Consider the following 16,083-nt stretch of genomic DNA (forward strand, 5'->3'; position numbering starts at 1 on the left):
CCCAAGGGAAGTGCACTGTGACCGCTGAAACGCCCACGTCGTACGACGCGTACCCACAATTGACGGATGACCAGATCGAGGCGCTGAGCGCCTGTGGACAGCGGTGGCCGACCGTCGAAGGCGAACTGCTCTATCAGGCGGGCAGGCCCAGTCAGGAGTTCTTCGTCGTCCTGAGCGGCACGGTGGCCGTGGTAAAAGGCCATGGCGGTCGGGAGAGGACCTACCAGCTCCATGGCCCCGGCAGTTTCCTCGGCGAGCTCGGCCTGCTGGAAGCTCAGGCCGCCTTGCTCACCGCCGTGGTCCGTGCCCCCGGTGAGGTCCTGGCGGTCGGTTCGGCCGAACTGCGCGACCTGCTCGTCCGCGAACCCGCGCTCGGCGACCTCATCCTGCGCGCCTGCCTTCTGCGTCGGACACTGCTGGCCGGGATGGCCACCGGTTTCAGGATCATCGGCTCCGCGTTCTCCCCGGACACCCGCAGGCTGCTCGAGTTCACCGCCCGCAACCGGCTCCCGCATCGCTGGATCGATCTGGAGAAGGACACCGAGGCCGAGGTGCTGCTGCGCCGTGTGGGAGTGACACCCGAAGAGACCCCCGTAGTGGTCTGGCACGACGACCGGGTGCTGCGCAACCCCACCGACGCCGAACTGGTACGGGTGATAGGCCTGCGCTCCGACACCCCCACAGAAGCCGTCTGCGACCTGCTGGTGGTCGGCGCGGGACCCGCAGGTCTGGCCGCGGCCGTGTACGGGGCCTCGGAAGGCCTGGCCACGGTCGTCCTGGAAGCCGTGGCCACCGGCGGTCAGGCCGGAACCTCCTCCCGGATCGAGAACTACCTCGGATTCCCCGCCGGGATCTCCGGCACCGAACTCGCCGAACGCGCCGCCATCCAGGCCGACCGGTTCGGCGCCCGGATCACGGTCCCCGCCGAAGCCGCAGTCCTGGAACAACGGGACGGGTCCCACGTCGTGACGCTCACCGACGGCGCCACGATCTCCGCCCACACCGTCGTGGTGGCCACCGGCGCCCGGTACCGGCGTCTGCCCGCGCCCGGCGTCGAACGGCTCGAAGGAGCCGGGGTCCACTACGCCGCCACTCTCTGGGAGGCGAGAAACTGCCGTATGGACCCCGTGGCCGTCGTAGGCGGCGGCAACCCCGCCGGCCAGGCCGCGCTGTTCCTGGCACGTCACTCGCCCGCAGTGCATTTGCTCGTACGTGGTGGCGACCTCACCCACAGCATGTCCCGCTACCTGATCGACCGGATCGAACGGCATCCCCGGATCGATGTGATGATGCACACCGAGGTCCGGGAAGTCACCGGCAGCGACCGGGTCGAGTCCGTTCTCGTCCAGGACAACAGAACCGGCGAACGGCAGGTGCTGGCAGCGCGCGCCCTGTTCGTCTTCATCGGCGCGCGCCCCGCCAGTTCCTGGCTCGACGCGGCCGTCGACCTGGACCCGCACGGCTTCATCCGCACGGGCCCGGACGTGGTCGACGTCCCCGCGAACCTCTGGCGCCACCTCGCCCGTGCCCCGCTCGCCCTGGAGACCGGGCTCCCGGGACTCTTCGCTGTCGGCGACGTCCGCAGCGGCTCGGTCAAGCGGGTGGCCTCCGCGGTGGGCGAGGGTGCGATGGCGGTCCGCCAGGTGCACGAGCACCTGCGAAGGGTGGGCTCTCCGGGCATACGTCGACACGCGATGAGGGCCACGATGACCCGAGGGTGAACAACGTGGTGACGTTCATCCGGCTTGCCTTCCAGCAGGTGGTCGTCAGCCCGGAGAGTCCACGGTCACTGCGTTCAGGAGGCCTGGGCGGGCCGCTCTCCACCTGGCTGCACCGGGCCGGAGGTCGCACGGATGCTGCTGAGGGCTGCGGCAACCACAGCCTGCGGCGTGATGCCGAATTCCCGGTAGAGGCGCTGATAGTCGGCGGAGGCGCCGAAGTGCTCCAGACTGACGATGTGGCCCGCGTCGCCCACGATGTCGCGCCAGCCCTGACCGACGGCCGCCTCGACGCTCACGCGGGCGCGCACAGCGGGTGGCAGCACCGCGTTCTGATAGGCAGAGGGCTGGGAGTGGAACCACTCCCGGCACGGCATGGACACCACGCGTGCCTCGTACCCTTCGGCAGCCAGCAGGTCACGCGCCTGCAGGGCGATGTGCACTTCCGAGCCGGTCGCGACAAGGACGACGTCGGGCAGCCCGTCGGCGCAGTCCACGAGGACGTACGCGCCACGGGCCGCTTCCTCGGCCGGGGCATGGGTGTCGGTGCCCCGTTCCAGGACGGGCAGCGGCTGCCGGGTGAGCACGAGACCGGCGGGCCTGTCCTGATGCTCGATGATGGTGCGCCAGCAGACGCTGGTCTCGTTCGCATCGGCCGGCCGTACGATGTCGAGGCCAGGAATCGCCCGTAGCGCGGCCAGGTGCTCGACGGGCTGATGGGTGGGCCCGTCCTCGCCCAACCCGATGGAGTCATGCGTCCAGACGTAGGTGGCCGGGAGCCGCATGAGCGCTGCCAGACGGACAGCCGGACGCATGTAGTCGCTGAAGACGAGGAATGTGCCGCCGTAGGGACGTGTCAGCCCCTGCAACGCGATGCCATTGAGGATCGCGGCCATGGCGTGCTCACGGATGCCGAAGTGCAACGTCCGCCCATAGGGATTGCCCTTCCACTCGGCCGTCTGCTTGGCGACCGGGATGAAGGAGGGTTCCCCCTTCATCGTGGTGTTATTGCTCCCCGCAAGATCGGCGGACCCACCCCACAGTTCGGGCAGGACGGGCGCCAGCGCCGTCAGTACCTCGCCGGATGCCTTGCGGGTGGCCATTCCGGCAGGGTCGGCGGGGAAAGTCGGCAGCTTGTCGGCCCAGCCGTCGGGCAGACGCCGGTCGCGCAACCGGTCAAGCAGCGCGGCCCGGTCAGGATGGGCAGCGCGCCACCTCTCATACACGCTCTCCCACTGGCGACGGGCAGCAGCGCCCCGCTCCCGCACCTTCCTGACGTGCGCCAGGACTTCATCCTCCACGACGAAGCTCCGACCCGGGTCGAAGCCCAGCAAGGTCTTGGTGGCGGCGACTTCTTCGTCACCGAGTGCTGCGCCATGGGCCTTTCCGGTGTTCTGCTTCGTGGGGGCGGGCCAGCCGATGACCGTACGCAGCACGATCATGGACGGCCGTGAAGTGTCCTGCTTGGCGGCCGTGATCGCCGCCGAGAGAGCGTCGACGTCCTCGACATAGGAGCCCGTGAGCGTGAAGTCGACTGTCTGCACCTGCCATCCGTACGCGGAGTAGCGCGCGACGACATCCTCGCTGAACGAGATCTCGGTGTCGTCCTCGATCGAGATGTGGTTGGAGTCGTAGAAGACGACCAGATTGCCCAGTTCCTGGTGCCCGGCGAGCGAACTCGCCTCCGATGTGACTCCTTCCATGAGGTCGCCGTCCGAGGCGACGACGTACACGTGATGGTCGAATGGGCTCGCACCTGGCGGGGCGTCGGGATCCAGCAGCCCGCGCTCGCGCCGTGCCGCCAGCGCCATCCCCACCGCGGCGGCCAGCCCCTGGCCCAGCGGGCCCGTGGTGACCTCCACACCCCGGGTGTGGCGGTATTCCGGATGCCCCGGTGTCGCGGAGCCCCAGGTACGGAGCTGCTCGAGGTCCCGCAGCTCCAGTCCGTACCCGCTGAGGTACAGCTGGATGTACAGAGTGAGACTCGAGTGCCCGCAGGAGAGCACGAATCGATCGCGACCCAGCCATTGGTCATCGGCAGGGTCGTGGCGCATGACCTGCTGGAACAGCAGATAGGCCAGCGGGGCCAGGCTCATCGCGGTTCCCGGATGACCGTTTCCCACCTTCTGGACCGCGTCAGCGGCCAGAACGCGTACGGTGTCCACCGCTCGTACATCCAGCGGACCCCAGCCCACCGTGTCCGCGACCGGAAGCGCGAGCTTCGCATCACGACCCGCAATCATTCCGGTGGCTGCCTGTCGCTCATCCATGGCACTGCCTTTCTGGTTGCTTCGACGACCTTGTGGGCGCCTCGGTTTGCCCAGCGCCACACCGCTGGCCCGCGCATCCGCGCTTACGGGGAAGGGAACGGCCCCACCCCGGCTGCTTTCACCGGAGACCGACGTCGTGCGGCGGGTCTCCTGATGGCCCCGGATGAGAGGGGAGAGGCAGCCGGCCCTCGATGCCGGTCGACCGATGCCCAGCGCCCGCAGGCTTGGATTCCGGTGAGCCGCGTCGACCCAACGGCCGTGCGCCCGCCTGCGGCCACCAGGAACGGCTCGAACCCCTGGCACGGGCTGAAGCGTCCCCGCTGTGCTCGCCGGTACGGCCGCATGCGCTCACTGCTCCGAGCAGGGGCACCAGCAAGTCCGATGCGCAGTTGTCGGCCCCGCATCGGGCTCCCATCGCCGCTCTGCCGTGACGCGTCATTATCAACAGGCGTCGCCCCGGCTGAATGCCGCGACATGCCGTTGACGGACGTCTCCCGGCGGAAGGCCGGCGAACCGATGGGCCGGGCCGATGACTCCCTCGGACACCGGAGCGCCGGCCCGACGGGCGGTGTGCGGGCCGACAGCATCATCGTGCGCCGTTGGCGCATCGCACCGGTGCGTCCCTGGCGCACGGTCTGCTGCGGCCACCGCCTTCCCTGATCGGTCGGCCGGTGCGAACCCGCACGGCCCAGCACCGTTGGCGCCGCACTCCGGCAGGTAATAGGACAGGGATAACGGTGGCACGGAGGAGTGGGCCGGAATGCAGATCGCTGTCGACCTCAATCGGTGCCAGGGTTACGCGCAGTGCGTGTTTCTCGCCCCCCAGGTGTTCGAACTGCATGGCGAGGAGGCCCTGATGATCAGGCCGAGAGTGCCCGACGATCAGCATGAGCGCGTCCGACGCGCGGCGGCGGCCTGTCCAGTACAGGCCATCCTGGTCGGCGAGCCGGCAGGCCCCGGCGCCTCGTGATCGGCGTCCCCGACCGCCACCCACCGTCGATGAGGAGCCCCACGCATGCCCCCGGACACTCTCTTTGAGCGCATCACCGATTACGCGAACCGCGCCGACCCGTATCCGCTCTACGCGGAACTGCGCGAGAGCGGGGTGGTACGACAGAACAACGGCAGCTACCTGGTGGGCACCTACCACGAGATCGCCGCTCTGCTTCATGACCCACGGATCAGCTCGGACCTCCGTAACCGTAAGGACCCGGACCCGGACGTAGCTCTGGCCGGGACGGACGAACTGCCGCCGGCCTTCATCCGTGTCGACGACCCCGAACACGACCGGCTCCGCCGCCTCGCCATGCGCCCCTTCGGTCCGCCGCACTCCCCGGGACGGATCGACGCCCTGCACGGCGACATCACCCGCATCGCCGAGGAACTGATCCGCTCGTTCCAGGACAAGGACCGGATCGACCTCGTCGACGATTTTGCCTACCCGCTCCCCGTCACCGTGATCTGTCGGCTCCTGGGCGTGCCCCAGGAGGATGTGCCCCATCTCCGCGCCTGGACGAACGCGATCATCGCCGGTTTCGACCCCACGCCCGGGGATGACCCGGAGCAGCGTCGGCGGTCGGCCCAGGAGGCACGGATGGCGATGGCGCACTATCTGGGCGCACTCGCCGAAGAACGGCGCGGCCACCCGTCCGGGGACCTGCTCTCCGCCCTTGCCAATGACGAAGGTCCCCAAGGACGCCTCACACATCCGGAACTGATGGCCACAGCGGTACTGCTGCTCATCGCCGGTCACGAGACGACCGTCAACCTGATCACCAACGGCATGCTCACCCTGCTGCGCCACCCCGACATCCTGGAGCGGCTGCGCGCCGCGCCCGAACTCATGCCGAGGGCGGTGGAGGAACTGCTGCGCTACGAGCCCCCTGTCCATTTTCTGCCACATCGCACACCGCTCACCGATATCGACGTCGCGGGCATCACCATTCCCAAGGGCGCACCCCTGATCCTCGTGCTGGCTTCCGGCAACCGGGACCCCCTGCGATTCCATGACCCCGACCGGTTCGACCCGATGCGCGAGGACAATCAGCACTTCGGCTTCGGCAGCGGCATCCACAACTGCTTCGGTGCCCCGCTCGCCCGTATCGAGGCGCAGATCGCGCTCGACGCGCTCCTCCGCCACCTCGACGACCCCCGTCTGGTCGAGGACCCGCCTCCGTACCGGCGCAGCCCCGTGCTGCGAGGTCCCCGTCATCTCCTGATCGAGCACGCCGCAGGAGCGTAGGCCCCCCGTCGCGCCCGACCGGCCACCGACGGGGGACTGCCCGATCGGTCCGTCGGGTTCGGCCTGTGCTGCCCGGAACCATGTCACCCCCGTGACGTCCGGCAGCGGCCGGTGATGTGCGGAGCGAGGCTGCGGGCCGAGGTCCGTGCGCGAAGAGGCGGTCACCGGAAGATCCGATGACCGCCTCGGACATGTGGCGGATGCTGGTGCCCCTCCCGGCGGGCTTTGCCCCGTCGCGTCGTCCGGCATGCCCGCTCGCTGCGTTGGCCACAAGCCCTGGTAGCTCCGCTACGAGGACTTCCGGCCGCCTTGCGATCGCACGTACCGGACGACGCTCCTCATGGGGCAAACATTGCCGGTCACGGCACTACTCGCAGGTGCCAGCGAACGTCCCGCGCGTCACCACGTCCGTCGCAGCTGCCGTGGTGTCCAGCCAGACGATGCGCTGTCCGTCACCGAGCGACGGGGCCAGCTGCGAACCGGAGGAGCAGGAGGCGAGGCTGAAGTTGTTCCGACCGGCCAGCACGTCCGCCGTCGTGGAGACCTTCACCTTGGTCGGGCCGTTCCAGGAGCCGAGAGCGCCCCAGAAGTCGTACGTCGAGTAGGCGAAGTACTCGTCGCTGACCGAGAACTGGGCGACGTACAGACTCTTCGGGTAGGTCAGGCTCTTCATCTGAGTCACATCGGCGGCCGGCGTCGATCCGATGGTGGTGCTCGGGATCAGGAATCCGCCACTGATGCGGTAGAAGACACGGTCCGAGGTGAGATGGGCAGCTTGTCGACGACGGAGATGAACTGGCCCTGGGCGGCATAGGTGGCTATCGTCGCCGCTACTCCGGGACGTTCGAGCCAGCTGCGCTCGACGACGCCCCGGATGGCGACCCCGCGCCGCATCAGCACGTCCTCGATCTCGTCGTGGTTGTCCTCGAAGGTGATCACCGCGTGGTAATCGCGCAGCGGAATCATGCTGCACACCTCGATGGTGGCCTGATCCTGCATCAGCAGGAGCCTGCGCCGGATCGCAGCCGCCCCCGACAGCACCTCGATGGGCGCTCCCGAGGCATGGGCCTGGGCTGAACGGTGCCGTTCGGCCAGGGTTGTCACGAGTGACTCGACGCGGTGCAAGGCCGCCCGCCGGGATTCCAGCAGGGGACCGAGAGCGAGCACGGGGGAGGAGGCCCGGTAGTGGAGGACGGCGTCGCCGACGGGCTGGGCGCTGGCGAGACCGCGTTCCACCAGGACGTCGAGGGCGCGTGCGACCTCCTCGACAGGCCCGGTCGACTCACCCGCGAGCGCGGCGGGTTCACTGTCGGGCCGGTCGACGAGGAGCCGGTACACGGCGTCCTCCAACGGCTCCAGGCCGAGGAACGTGAGCAGGGATGCCTCTGCGGCATCCGGCGCGACGGGGACGCCGCCCGACGGGCGAGGGCCGTCGGCGCTCAGCGCCGTCCTTCGGCGCAAGGGCGCCGGGAAGCACCGGACGCCCGCAACGTACACACGCCGCGACACCTGAGTGCCCCGGTCACTGCCCCACCTTCGGCCACCGTCCTTGCCCCCTTGTCGTACTGCCGTCGTCGCCCGGTGATCACACTATCCGGCTGACTCCGTGCGCGACACGACGGGATTCGGGGCGGCCGGCTGCGGACGGTGGTGCAGCACAGCAACACGTGGCCGATGGAGCATGCTGCTGGGGACGGAAAGGTGATCGACGAGGTGACCCGCCACGCGATCGTCCGCATTGCCTTCCGGGTGATATTCCTGCTGCGGACGGGTGTCGGAAACCACAGCCGCCGAGCTGGGTGCACAGGCTGTTCGACCAGGATGAGCCGACTCTCACCGCAGGCCCGGCCGATCCCCATCAGAAAGGAAATTTCCATGGATGAGCAGGATGAGCGCTTCGACGTCGTCGTACTCGGAGCAGGCCCAGGCGGATATGTCGCCGCCATTCGCGCCGCCCAGTTGGGCAAGCGAGTCGCCGTCGTCGAGGCCAAGTACTGGGGCGGCGTCTGTCTGAACGTCGGTTGCATCCCCACCAAGGCCTTGCTGCGCAACGCCGAACTGGCGCACATCGTCACACGCGAGGCCAAGACCTTCGGTATCAAGGTCGAAGGGCAGGTGTCCTTCGACTACGGCGAGGCGTTCCGGCGCAGTCGCCGTGTCGCGGACGGCCGGGTCAAGGGTGTCCACTACCTGATGAAGAAGAACGGGATCACGGAGATCAGCGGCCGTGGCACGTTTGTGGACTCGCACACGCTCGACGTGGCCCTCTTCGACGGCTCGACCCAGACGATCAGCTTCGACCACTGCATCATCGCCGCCGGAGCGACTCCGAAGCTTCTGCCGGGGACCCGCCGCACCTCACGCGTGGTGACGTACGAAGAGCAGATCCTTGCCGAGGACCTGCCGCAGTCCATTCTGATCGCGGGCGCCGGCGCCATCGGTGTCGAATTCGCGTATGTCTTGCACAACTACGGCGTGAAAGTCACCGTCGTTGAGTTCCTGGACCGGATGGCGCCGCTCGAGGACGCGGACGTCTCTGCCGAACTGGCTCGGCAATACAGGAAGTTGGGCATCGGCGTACTCACCTCGACCCGCGTCGATTCGATCGACGAGTCCGGCCCGCAGGTCCGCGTCACGGTCACCGGCAAGGACGGCGCCCAGCAGGTCCTGGAGGCCGACAAGGTTCTGCAGGCGATCGGCTTCACACCGAACGTCACCGACTACGGTCTGGAGAGCACAGGCGTACGCATCACCGAGCGCGGCGCGATCGATGTCGACGGCCGCTGCCGCACATCCGTGCCGCACATCTATGCGATCGGCGACGTCACCGCGAAGCTGATGCTCGCGCACGCCGCCGAGGCGATGGGCGTGGTCGCGGCCGAGACCATCGCGGGAGCCGAAACCATGGAGCTCGACTACCCGATGATCCCGCGTGCCACCTACTGTCAGCCGCAGATCGCGAGCTTCGGCTGGACCGAGGAGCAGGCGCGCGAGAAGGACTTCGACGTCAAGGTGGCCAAGTTCCCCTTCACCGCGAACGGCAAGGCGCACGGCCTGGGCGACACGACCGGCTTCGTGAAGCTGATCAGCGACGCGAAGTACGGAGAGATCATCGGTGCCCACCTCATCGGCCCGGACGTCACCGAACTACTGCCGGAGCTCACCCTGGCTCAGCAGTGGGACCTGACGGTCCACGAGGTCGCTCGAAACGTCCACGCCCACCCGACGCTCGGCGAGGCGGTCAAGGAGGCCGTGCACGGGCTTGCCGGGCACATGATCAACATGTGAGAAGGCGGCGCCCCACGTTTGCCCCCGGACTCCGTCGGCTCCGCCCCGGGGGCCGGGGCGGGCCATGAAACCGCCCCGGACGGCACCTCGCCCGCCACCGGCTGCAGCATGTCGCCCTGAATAAAGCCGGTCGGGCTCGGCACCTGGGATCGCCGAACGTGGATGCGCCTGGCCCGGGAACCTGCCAGCGGGATCGGCCTTCTCCGCTGGTGCGGACTGCGTCAGCGCACAGGCCGGGCCGGTCCGCGAGGACGGACGTCAGCGGGCGACGAGCAGGGCAACGCCGAGGAGGCCGGTCACCACGCCGATGCCGGCCGCGAGGGCCAGCAGACAGCGCGTTCTGAGAAATCGGTAGCGGGTGGCGTACTCGATGACGAGTTCGGCCGACCGAGCGGAGACCCGGGCGTCGATCACCCGCGCAGCGGCAGCCCAGTCGGCAGCGAAGACACGTTCGATCTCGGCCCGCTGAGCAGCCGTCAGCCAGGGCAGCTGCTCAGCGAAGCGGATGGCCCGGCGGCGCGCCTCTTCGCCCTCCGCACTCGACAGGGGGTGGTCGCCGAGCCGAGCGAGCGGGCCGTCGTCCTCCATATCAGCCCCTACGAACACGCTGTCCTCCGGCACGTGTCCTCACGCCTGCTCGTCCCCCGGCGCCGCTGTCGCCGGGGCGGCCGGACGTCTGCCGATCTCCTCGATGGAGCTGATCTCCGGGTGATGGAGGTCGAATGCCGGGGATTCGGAGCGGATCCGCGGCAGCGTGAGGAAGTTGTGACGCGGCGGCGGGCAGGAGGTTGCCCACTCCAGCGAACGGCCGTAGCCCCACGGGTCGTCGACCTCGACCGGTTTCCCGTACTTGGCGGTCTTCCACACGTTGTAGAAGAACGGCAGCATGGAAAGCCCGAGGAGGAACGAGGAAATGGACGAGATCGTGTTCAGCAGGGTGAAGCCGTCGGCGGCGAGGTAGTCCGCGTAACGACGCGGCATACCCTCCGCGCCGAGCCAGTGCTGCACCAGGAACGTGCCGTGGAAGCCCACGAAAAGCGTCCAGAACGTGATCTTGCCGAGTCGCTCGTCCAGCATCTTGCCGGTGAACTTCGGCCACCAGAAGTGGAATCCGGCGAACATCGCGAAGACCACGGTGCCGAAGACGACGTAGTGGAAGTGCGCGACGATGAAGTAGGAGTCCGAGACGTGGAAGTCCAGCGGCGGCGAGGCCAGGATGACGCCGGTCAGACCACCGAAGAGGAACGTGACGAGAAAGCCGACGGTCCAGAGCATCGGTGTCTCGAAGGAGGCCGAACCTCCCCACATCGTGCCGATCCAGTTGAAGAACTTCACACCGGTCGGCACCGCGATGAGGAACGTCATGAACGAGAAGAACGGCAGTAGCACACCACCGGTGACGTACATGTGGTGCGCCCACACAGTAATGGAGAGGCCCGCGATGGCAATCGTCGCGGAGATCAGACCGACATAACCGAAGATCGGTTTGCGGCTGAAGACGGGAATGATTTCGGAGGCAATTCCGAAGAACGGCAAGGCGATGATGTACACCTCTGGATGGCCGAAGAACCAGAAGAGGTGTTGCCAGAGCAGTGCGCCGCCATTGGCCGCGTCGAATACGTGCGCACCGAACTTGCGGTCCGCCTCCAGCGCGAGGAGCGCGGCGGCGAGCACCGGGAAGGCCAGCAGGACCAGCACGGCGGTCAGCAGGACGTTCCACACGAAGATCGGCATCCGGAACATCGTCATGCCGGGTGCGCGCATGCAGACGATCGTGGTGATGAAGTTGACCGACCCGAGGATCGTGCCGAAGCCGGAGAAGGCCAGGCCCATGATCCACAGGTCGCCGCCGATGCCCGGCGAACGAACGGCGTCCGTGAGCGGGGAGTAGGCGAACCAGCCGAAGTCGGCCGCACCCTGCGGGGTGAGGAAGCCGCTGACGGCGATGATCGAGCCGAAGAGGTACAGCCAGTACGCAAACATGTTCAGCCGCGGGAACGCCACGTCCGGCGCGCCGATCTGCAGCGGCATGATCCAGTTCGCGAACCCGGCGAACAGCGGCGTCGCGAACATCAGCAGCATGACCGTGCCGTGCATCGTGAACAACTGGTTGAACTGCTCGTTCGACAGGATCTGCGTGCCGGGGCGGGCCAGCTCGGCGCGCATGAGGAGCGCCAGCACACCGCCGATGACGAAGAACGCGAACGACGTGATGAGGTACATCGTGCCGATCGTCTTGTGATCGGTGGTCGTCGCCCATTTCACGGCGACGCTGCCTGGCCGCTTCTGCTTTACCGGCAGTTCGTCCTCGTATGAATCGTCGGAATCATCCGGTCCGACGGTGACCCTGTTCGCCACTTCAACGCTCCTTCGGCCGACGGCATACCGGCCACGCGGGCACTTTAGGCGAGAGGGTCCCGGCTCACGAAGTGAGCCGCTGGGCATTCGGCCGATCGGAGTAGAGATCAGGGCCGTACCCGGGGTGATTGCCCTTTCATATGCCCAAGTCCCGAGTGGACAGAAGCGAATTGTTTTCCTGTTATGGAATGCCTGGTCGCAGCCGTTCCTGCCCGCGCTGTCCGCCCCCGCAAGCTGTTCGTCGGTGTGTCCGGCCGAGTACTGATGAGTCCACGCCTTCAGGCGTCACCCGATGGTGATGCGCCGATGGGCGCACTGGCTCGACCCGCGCCATGAGGGCGTCCATCGTGACTCGCGGCACCTCGGGCGCATGGGATCCCGGGATCCTGCTCAAGGTTGGAGCCGGTTGCGGATCGGACGTTCCACCTTGGTGTAGATGTCGGTGGATGCAGGTGGGAGTTGTTGACTGACGACAACGCCGCAGATGTGCGTGCCCAGCCCCCGTGACGCCGCCTCCCATGTGCCGGTCGGTCTAAGGAAGCCGCCCCCTCGTGCGGGGCACGGAGCAGCGACGCCGTCACTCAGCGGCTCACCGGCAAAGGCGGTTCGTGCGCGCTCGTCCTGCGGCCCGACGCCGATTGACCGGCCGGCGCCGCCATGGGAGGCCTCACGCGCCCACGCATGAATTCCCGTGGACCGTTCGATGAAGATCGCGCTTTCCAGGACCGGCAAGTTGTCTAGTCAAGCTAGCCTCCGTGTCCATGAGATTCCTCCACAGAGCAGCTGGGCTTGGCCTTGCACTGCTCTCCTTCATCCTGTGTTTTGGTGCACAGCCTGCCGCGGCGCATGTGTCACCGCAGCACGCCGAACTCGTCATCGCGACCAAGGACGACGTCACCAGTGGGCGGCTGATAGTCCATCGTGACGTGGTGTCACCGCAGAAGGCGGGTGCCTGGGCGTCGCACCTGTTGAGCGCGAGCTGCCCCGCCACCGGCTCCGGCGTCGCCGGGGACGCCGGCGGCGTCCCCGGCGGTGTGGTGGTCGAGCTCGCGTGGGGCTGCCACGTCGACAAGCTCGACCTGACCGCGATGCTGAAGCAGGGCGGGCTGACCCAGGCCGTCGTCGAGTTCGACGGCACCACGGTCAATGCCAACGCGCAGACCCCGGTTGTCGACGCGTCGGGTGCCCACGCGCTTCCCACCTTCCCGTGGGCAGCGGTGGCGCTCGGCATCGTGCTGGCCGCCGCGCTGCTGCTCGCGGTGTGGCAGATCCGCACCGGGCGGCTCCAGCTCGCCCAGCTGGTCGCCAGGGTGCGTGCCGGCCGCGGGCGGATCAAGCTGGCCGTCGCTGGCGCGGTGACGTTGTCCTTCCTGGCTCCCCAGGCGGCCATGGCGGCGCCGTTCGCCGAGGAAGCAGCGGCGACCGCGAACACAGTCACCGTCACGGGCACGGTCTTCGAGGACACCAACGGCAACGGCAAGCGCGACCCGGGCGAGGCTCCGATGCCCGGGGTCGACGTCACGGACGGCTCCATCTGGACGACGACCGGCCCCGACGGCTCGTACACCCTGCAGATCGACCCGACCCGCCGGGAGACCGACCTCATCAGCATCGTCTCCCCGAACGGCTACACCCCCGCACTGCGCGAGGACTACATCCCGCAGTTCTTCCACAAGGTCCCGGAGGGCGAAGACCCGCACTCCGGCATCGACTTCGCCCTCGTCAAGGACAAGAACGCCGCCAACCCCACCGAAAAGTGGGTGATGAACTCCGACATCGAGGTCAGCAACACCACGGACGGCGCCGCCCTCAGCGCGTCACAGTGGTGGCCCAGGCAGGTCGAGGCGATGTCCGAGGTCGACGGCGCCACCATGGCGATCACGACCGGTGACAACACCGTGACCGACTACGCGGCGGAGCCGCGGCGTCAGCGCGGCTACGACATCCTGCGCAAGGGCCTGACCGACGGCAAGCTCGGCATGCCCTTCTACCCCGTGGTCGGCAACCACGACATCGGCGGCACAGCCACCTCCAAGGGCTATGCGGGCAGCCTGGAGTACTACCGCCGCAACCTCGGCCCCGAGTGGTACAGCTTCGACCGCAACGGCCGTCACATCGTCGTCCTTGAGGACAACTACGACGCCAGCGGCCTGAAGCCGCAACTGGACTGGCTGCGCGAGGACCTCAAGCGCCACGCGGTCGGCAAGCAGGTGCTGGTCTTCGCACACCGCTCGCTGTTCACCCAGTGGGGTCCGGGGGCCGGCATGCAGCCGACCATCGACGAGCTGTCGAAGTACGACGTGCGGATGTTCGCCGCCGGCCACAACCAGCAGGCCGAGTACCGCCGTGGTGCCTTCAACCGCTCGGTTGAGATCAACAACCAGGGCGAGTACGGCATCGACGGTGCCCGCGCGGACTTCAAGATCCTCGACTTCAAGGGCATCTACGATGACCCGAGCACGAAGCGCAACGAGGACACCGGCTACGTCATGGGCACCCACCGCCAGTTCGACGTCCGCAACGCGGTCGCGCTGGTCAGCCCCGCCCAGGGCAGTGTGCACGGCAACAGCGCGGGAATCCCGATCGAGCTGTACACCGAGGACGCCGGTCGCACCCCGGCCACGGCCTCGCTGACCATTCGCGACTCGCGCGGCCACATCGCCTGGCACGACGAGCGGATGACGTTCGGCACCGGCGTCCGCAAGACCGGTATCGAGAACTGCTACACGGCCCCCGGTGGCACCCCGGAGCCCTGCCCGGCCGCCCGGAACTCCTGGACCCGGGTCAGCGACCGTCTCCCCGGCATGCGGCCGGACACCTACACGGCCGAGATGACCGCGGTCGACACTCGCGGCAAGGCGTGGCCCACCGTCACCAACACCTTCACGGTGGTGCCCGAAGGCAAGCTGGCCGCGCCGAAGACCGGCCAGGACTGGCTGCGTCAGGGCCGCGACGAGGCGGGGCGCTCCGCCGGCAGCGACAACCCGGGCGCCGAGCTCGACCTGCAGTGGGCGGCCAACACCGGCGAGCAGTTCAACCTCAACGGTTCGGTCGTCGTGGACGGCAAGGTGATCGTCTCCTCGAGGGCGTTCGACTCACCGAACCACATGATGCTGGCCTACGACATCAAGTCCGGCCGCGAGATCTGGCGCACCTATCTGGACGGTGACGCCGAGTCGGCGCCGACCTACCACGACGGCAAGGTCTACCTGACCACCGCTGTCGGCCGGATCTACGCTCTGGACGCCGAGGACGGCCACGTCGTCTGGCAGAAGATCGAGGACGAGAAGCAGTACGGCGACACCGTGCGCCGGTACGGCCGGGCCGGTGGTCCGGTCACCGTCTTCGACCTGAACGCCGAGCCGCGCACCGTCGCCGTCTACCAGAACTGGAGCAAGGTCGAGTGCCGTGACGCCAAGACCGGCGACCTGCTGGGCGGCTTCAACGGCGCGACGAGCTGGGGCCAGTTCCACAGCACGGCGGTCCGCCAGCCCGGCTCCGACATCGCCTACATGCACACCGGTTCCAGCAACACGGTGGTCGCCCTGGACCTCGTCGGCTGCCGCCAGCTGTGGGCGAAGGACACCAACGGCGACATCGCCAGCCACTCGTCCCCGGCCCTGACCGACCCGGCCAACGGGGACCCGCAGCTGGTGACGATGACGAACAGCGGCGTCCGCGGGCACAACCTCAGCACCGGTGCGGTGCTGTGGCAGTCCCCGCTGGGCGGCGGCAGCGGCTGCGGCGAGAGCGGCCCCGCTCCGCTGACCAGCCCCGCGATCTGGGGCACCACCGCCTACATCGCAAGCCGCGACGGCGTCATCCGCGCCTACGACACCAGCGCGGCCGACCCGTCCAAGCCGATCTGGGAGACCAAGGTCGGCTACCAGCCCGGCAGGACCCCTGTGGGGTGCAGCGGGGACCTCAACTCGCCCGCGATGCACGCCCTGGTCACCAAGGACCTGGTGTACGCGGGCACCCGCGACGGTCGCCTGGTCGTCCTGGACCGCGCCACCGGCAAGCTGCTGACCGAGTACAACCTTGGCGCCAGTGTGGCCTCGGCGCTCTCCGTCAGCGGTGACTACGTCTTCGCCCTCACCGACGACGGCACGCTCCACGCACTGGCTGCCCGCCACCTGCGCGGTAACGACCACTGATCAACCGTCCGCGAGTTGCCTCCCCCGCCAGGGGAGGCAACTCGCGGCGC

10 protein-coding genes are annotated in these 16,083 nt (G+C 68.2%); 5 read left to right on the top strand and 5 right to left on the bottom strand.

What is annotated here, in order from left to right; all coding sequences use genetic code 11:
- Positions 1-17: 17 nt before the first annotated feature.
- Complete coding sequence (locus AB0915_RS13885) at positions 18-1,721, top strand: FAD-dependent oxidoreductase (protein WP_366691294.1); 1,704 nt, start codon at positions 18-20, stop codon at positions 1,719-1,721.
- A 74-nt stretch (positions 1,722-1,795) separates the two neighbouring features.
- Here AB0915_RS13885 and tkt read toward each other — a convergent pair whose 3' ends face one another.
- A complete protein-coding gene (gene tkt / locus AB0915_RS13890) occupies positions 1,796-3,988 on the bottom strand; it encodes a transketolase (protein WP_366691295.1) in 2,193 nt (730 codons plus the stop codon).
- A gap of 760 nt (positions 3,989-4,748) precedes the next feature.
- On the opposite strand from tkt, the gene AB0915_RS13895 reads away from it, so the two are divergent.
- Together AB0915_RS13895 and AB0915_RS13900 are read left to right on the top strand one after the other, a co-directional pair.
- On the top strand, positions 4,749-4,958 hold the full coding sequence (locus AB0915_RS13895) for a ferredoxin (protein WP_366691296.1): 210 nt from the start codon (positions 4,749-4,751) through the stop codon (positions 4,956-4,958).
- Positions 4,959-5,003: 45 nt separating this feature from the next.
- Entirely contained in the window at positions 5,004-6,230 is a 1,227-nt protein-coding gene (locus tag AB0915_RS13900) for a cytochrome P450 (protein ID WP_366691297.1), read from the top strand.
- Between the two features lie 367 nt (positions 6,231-6,597).
- On the opposite strand, the gene AB0915_RS13905 is transcribed toward AB0915_RS13900, so the two are convergent.
- Together AB0915_RS13905 and AB0915_RS13910 are read right to left on the bottom strand one after the other, a co-directional pair.
- Positions 6,598-6,903 (bottom strand): hypothetical protein, encoded by a 306-nt coding sequence (locus AB0915_RS13905; protein WP_366691298.1) that lies wholly within the window; start codon positions 6,901-6,903, stop codon positions 6,598-6,600.
- A gap of 47 nt (positions 6,904-6,950) precedes the next feature.
- Entirely contained in the window at positions 6,951-7,691 is a 741-nt protein-coding gene (locus AB0915_RS13910; RefSeq protein ID WP_366691299.1) for a hypothetical protein, read from the bottom strand.
- Between the two features lie 414 nt (positions 7,692-8,105).
- Between AB0915_RS13910 and lpdA the strand changes: the two genes are divergently transcribed.
- The gene (gene lpdA, locus AB0915_RS13915) at positions 8,106-9,518 is read left to right on the top strand and encodes a dihydrolipoyl dehydrogenase (protein WP_366691300.1); all 1,413 of its coding nucleotides are present in this window, start codon (positions 8,106-8,108) and stop codon (positions 9,516-9,518) included.
- A 258-nt stretch (positions 9,519-9,776) separates the two neighbouring features.
- Here lpdA and AB0915_RS13920 read toward each other — a convergent pair whose 3' ends face one another.
- The gene (locus tag AB0915_RS13920; RefSeq protein ID WP_366691301.1) at positions 9,777-10,106 is read right to left on the bottom strand and encodes a hypothetical protein; all 330 of its coding nucleotides are present in this window, start codon (positions 10,104-10,106) and stop codon (positions 9,777-9,779) included.
- A gap of 39 nt (positions 10,107-10,145) precedes the next feature.
- Complete coding sequence (gene ctaD / locus AB0915_RS13925; protein WP_366691302.1) at positions 10,146-11,876, bottom strand: cytochrome c oxidase subunit I; 1,731 nt, start codon at positions 11,874-11,876, stop codon at positions 10,146-10,148.
- Between the two features lie 848 nt (positions 11,877-12,724).
- Between ctaD and AB0915_RS13930 the strand changes: the two genes are divergently transcribed.
- Positions 12,725-16,033, top strand: a complete 3,309-nt coding sequence (locus tag AB0915_RS13930; protein WP_366691303.1) for a PQQ-binding-like beta-propeller repeat protein — start codon at positions 12,725-12,727, stop codon at positions 16,031-16,033.
- The last annotated feature ends 50 nt before the right edge of the window (positions 16,034-16,083 follow it).

It is taken from the genome of Streptomyces sp. NPDC048411, from assembly GCF_040704695.1.
Taxonomy (GTDB): domain Bacteria; phylum Actinomycetota; class Actinomycetes; order Streptomycetales; family Streptomycetaceae; genus Streptomyces.

Excerpts from the sequence above, each read along its gene's own strand:
- tkt (WP_366691295.1), bottom strand. The coding sequence starts at position 3,988 with ATGGATGAGCGACAGGCAGCCACCGGAATGATTGCGGGTCGTGATGCG.
- AB0915_RS13895 (WP_366691296.1), top strand. The coding sequence starts at position 4,749 with ATGCAGATCGCTGTCGACCTCAATCGGTGCCAGGGTTACGCGCAGTGC.
- AB0915_RS13900 (WP_366691297.1), top strand. The coding sequence starts at position 5,004 with ATGCCCCCGGACACTCTCTTTGAGCGCATCACCGATTACGCGAACCGC.
- AB0915_RS13905 (WP_366691298.1), bottom strand. The coding sequence starts at position 6,903 with ATGAAGAGCCTGACCTACCCGAAGAGTCTGTACGTCGCCCAGTTCTCG.
- lpdA (WP_366691300.1), top strand. The coding sequence starts at position 8,106 with ATGGATGAGCAGGATGAGCGCTTCGACGTCGTCGTACTCGGAGCAGGC.
- AB0915_RS13920 (WP_366691301.1), bottom strand. The coding sequence starts at position 10,106 with ATGGAGGACGACGGCCCGCTCGCTCGGCTCGGCGACCACCCCCTGTCG.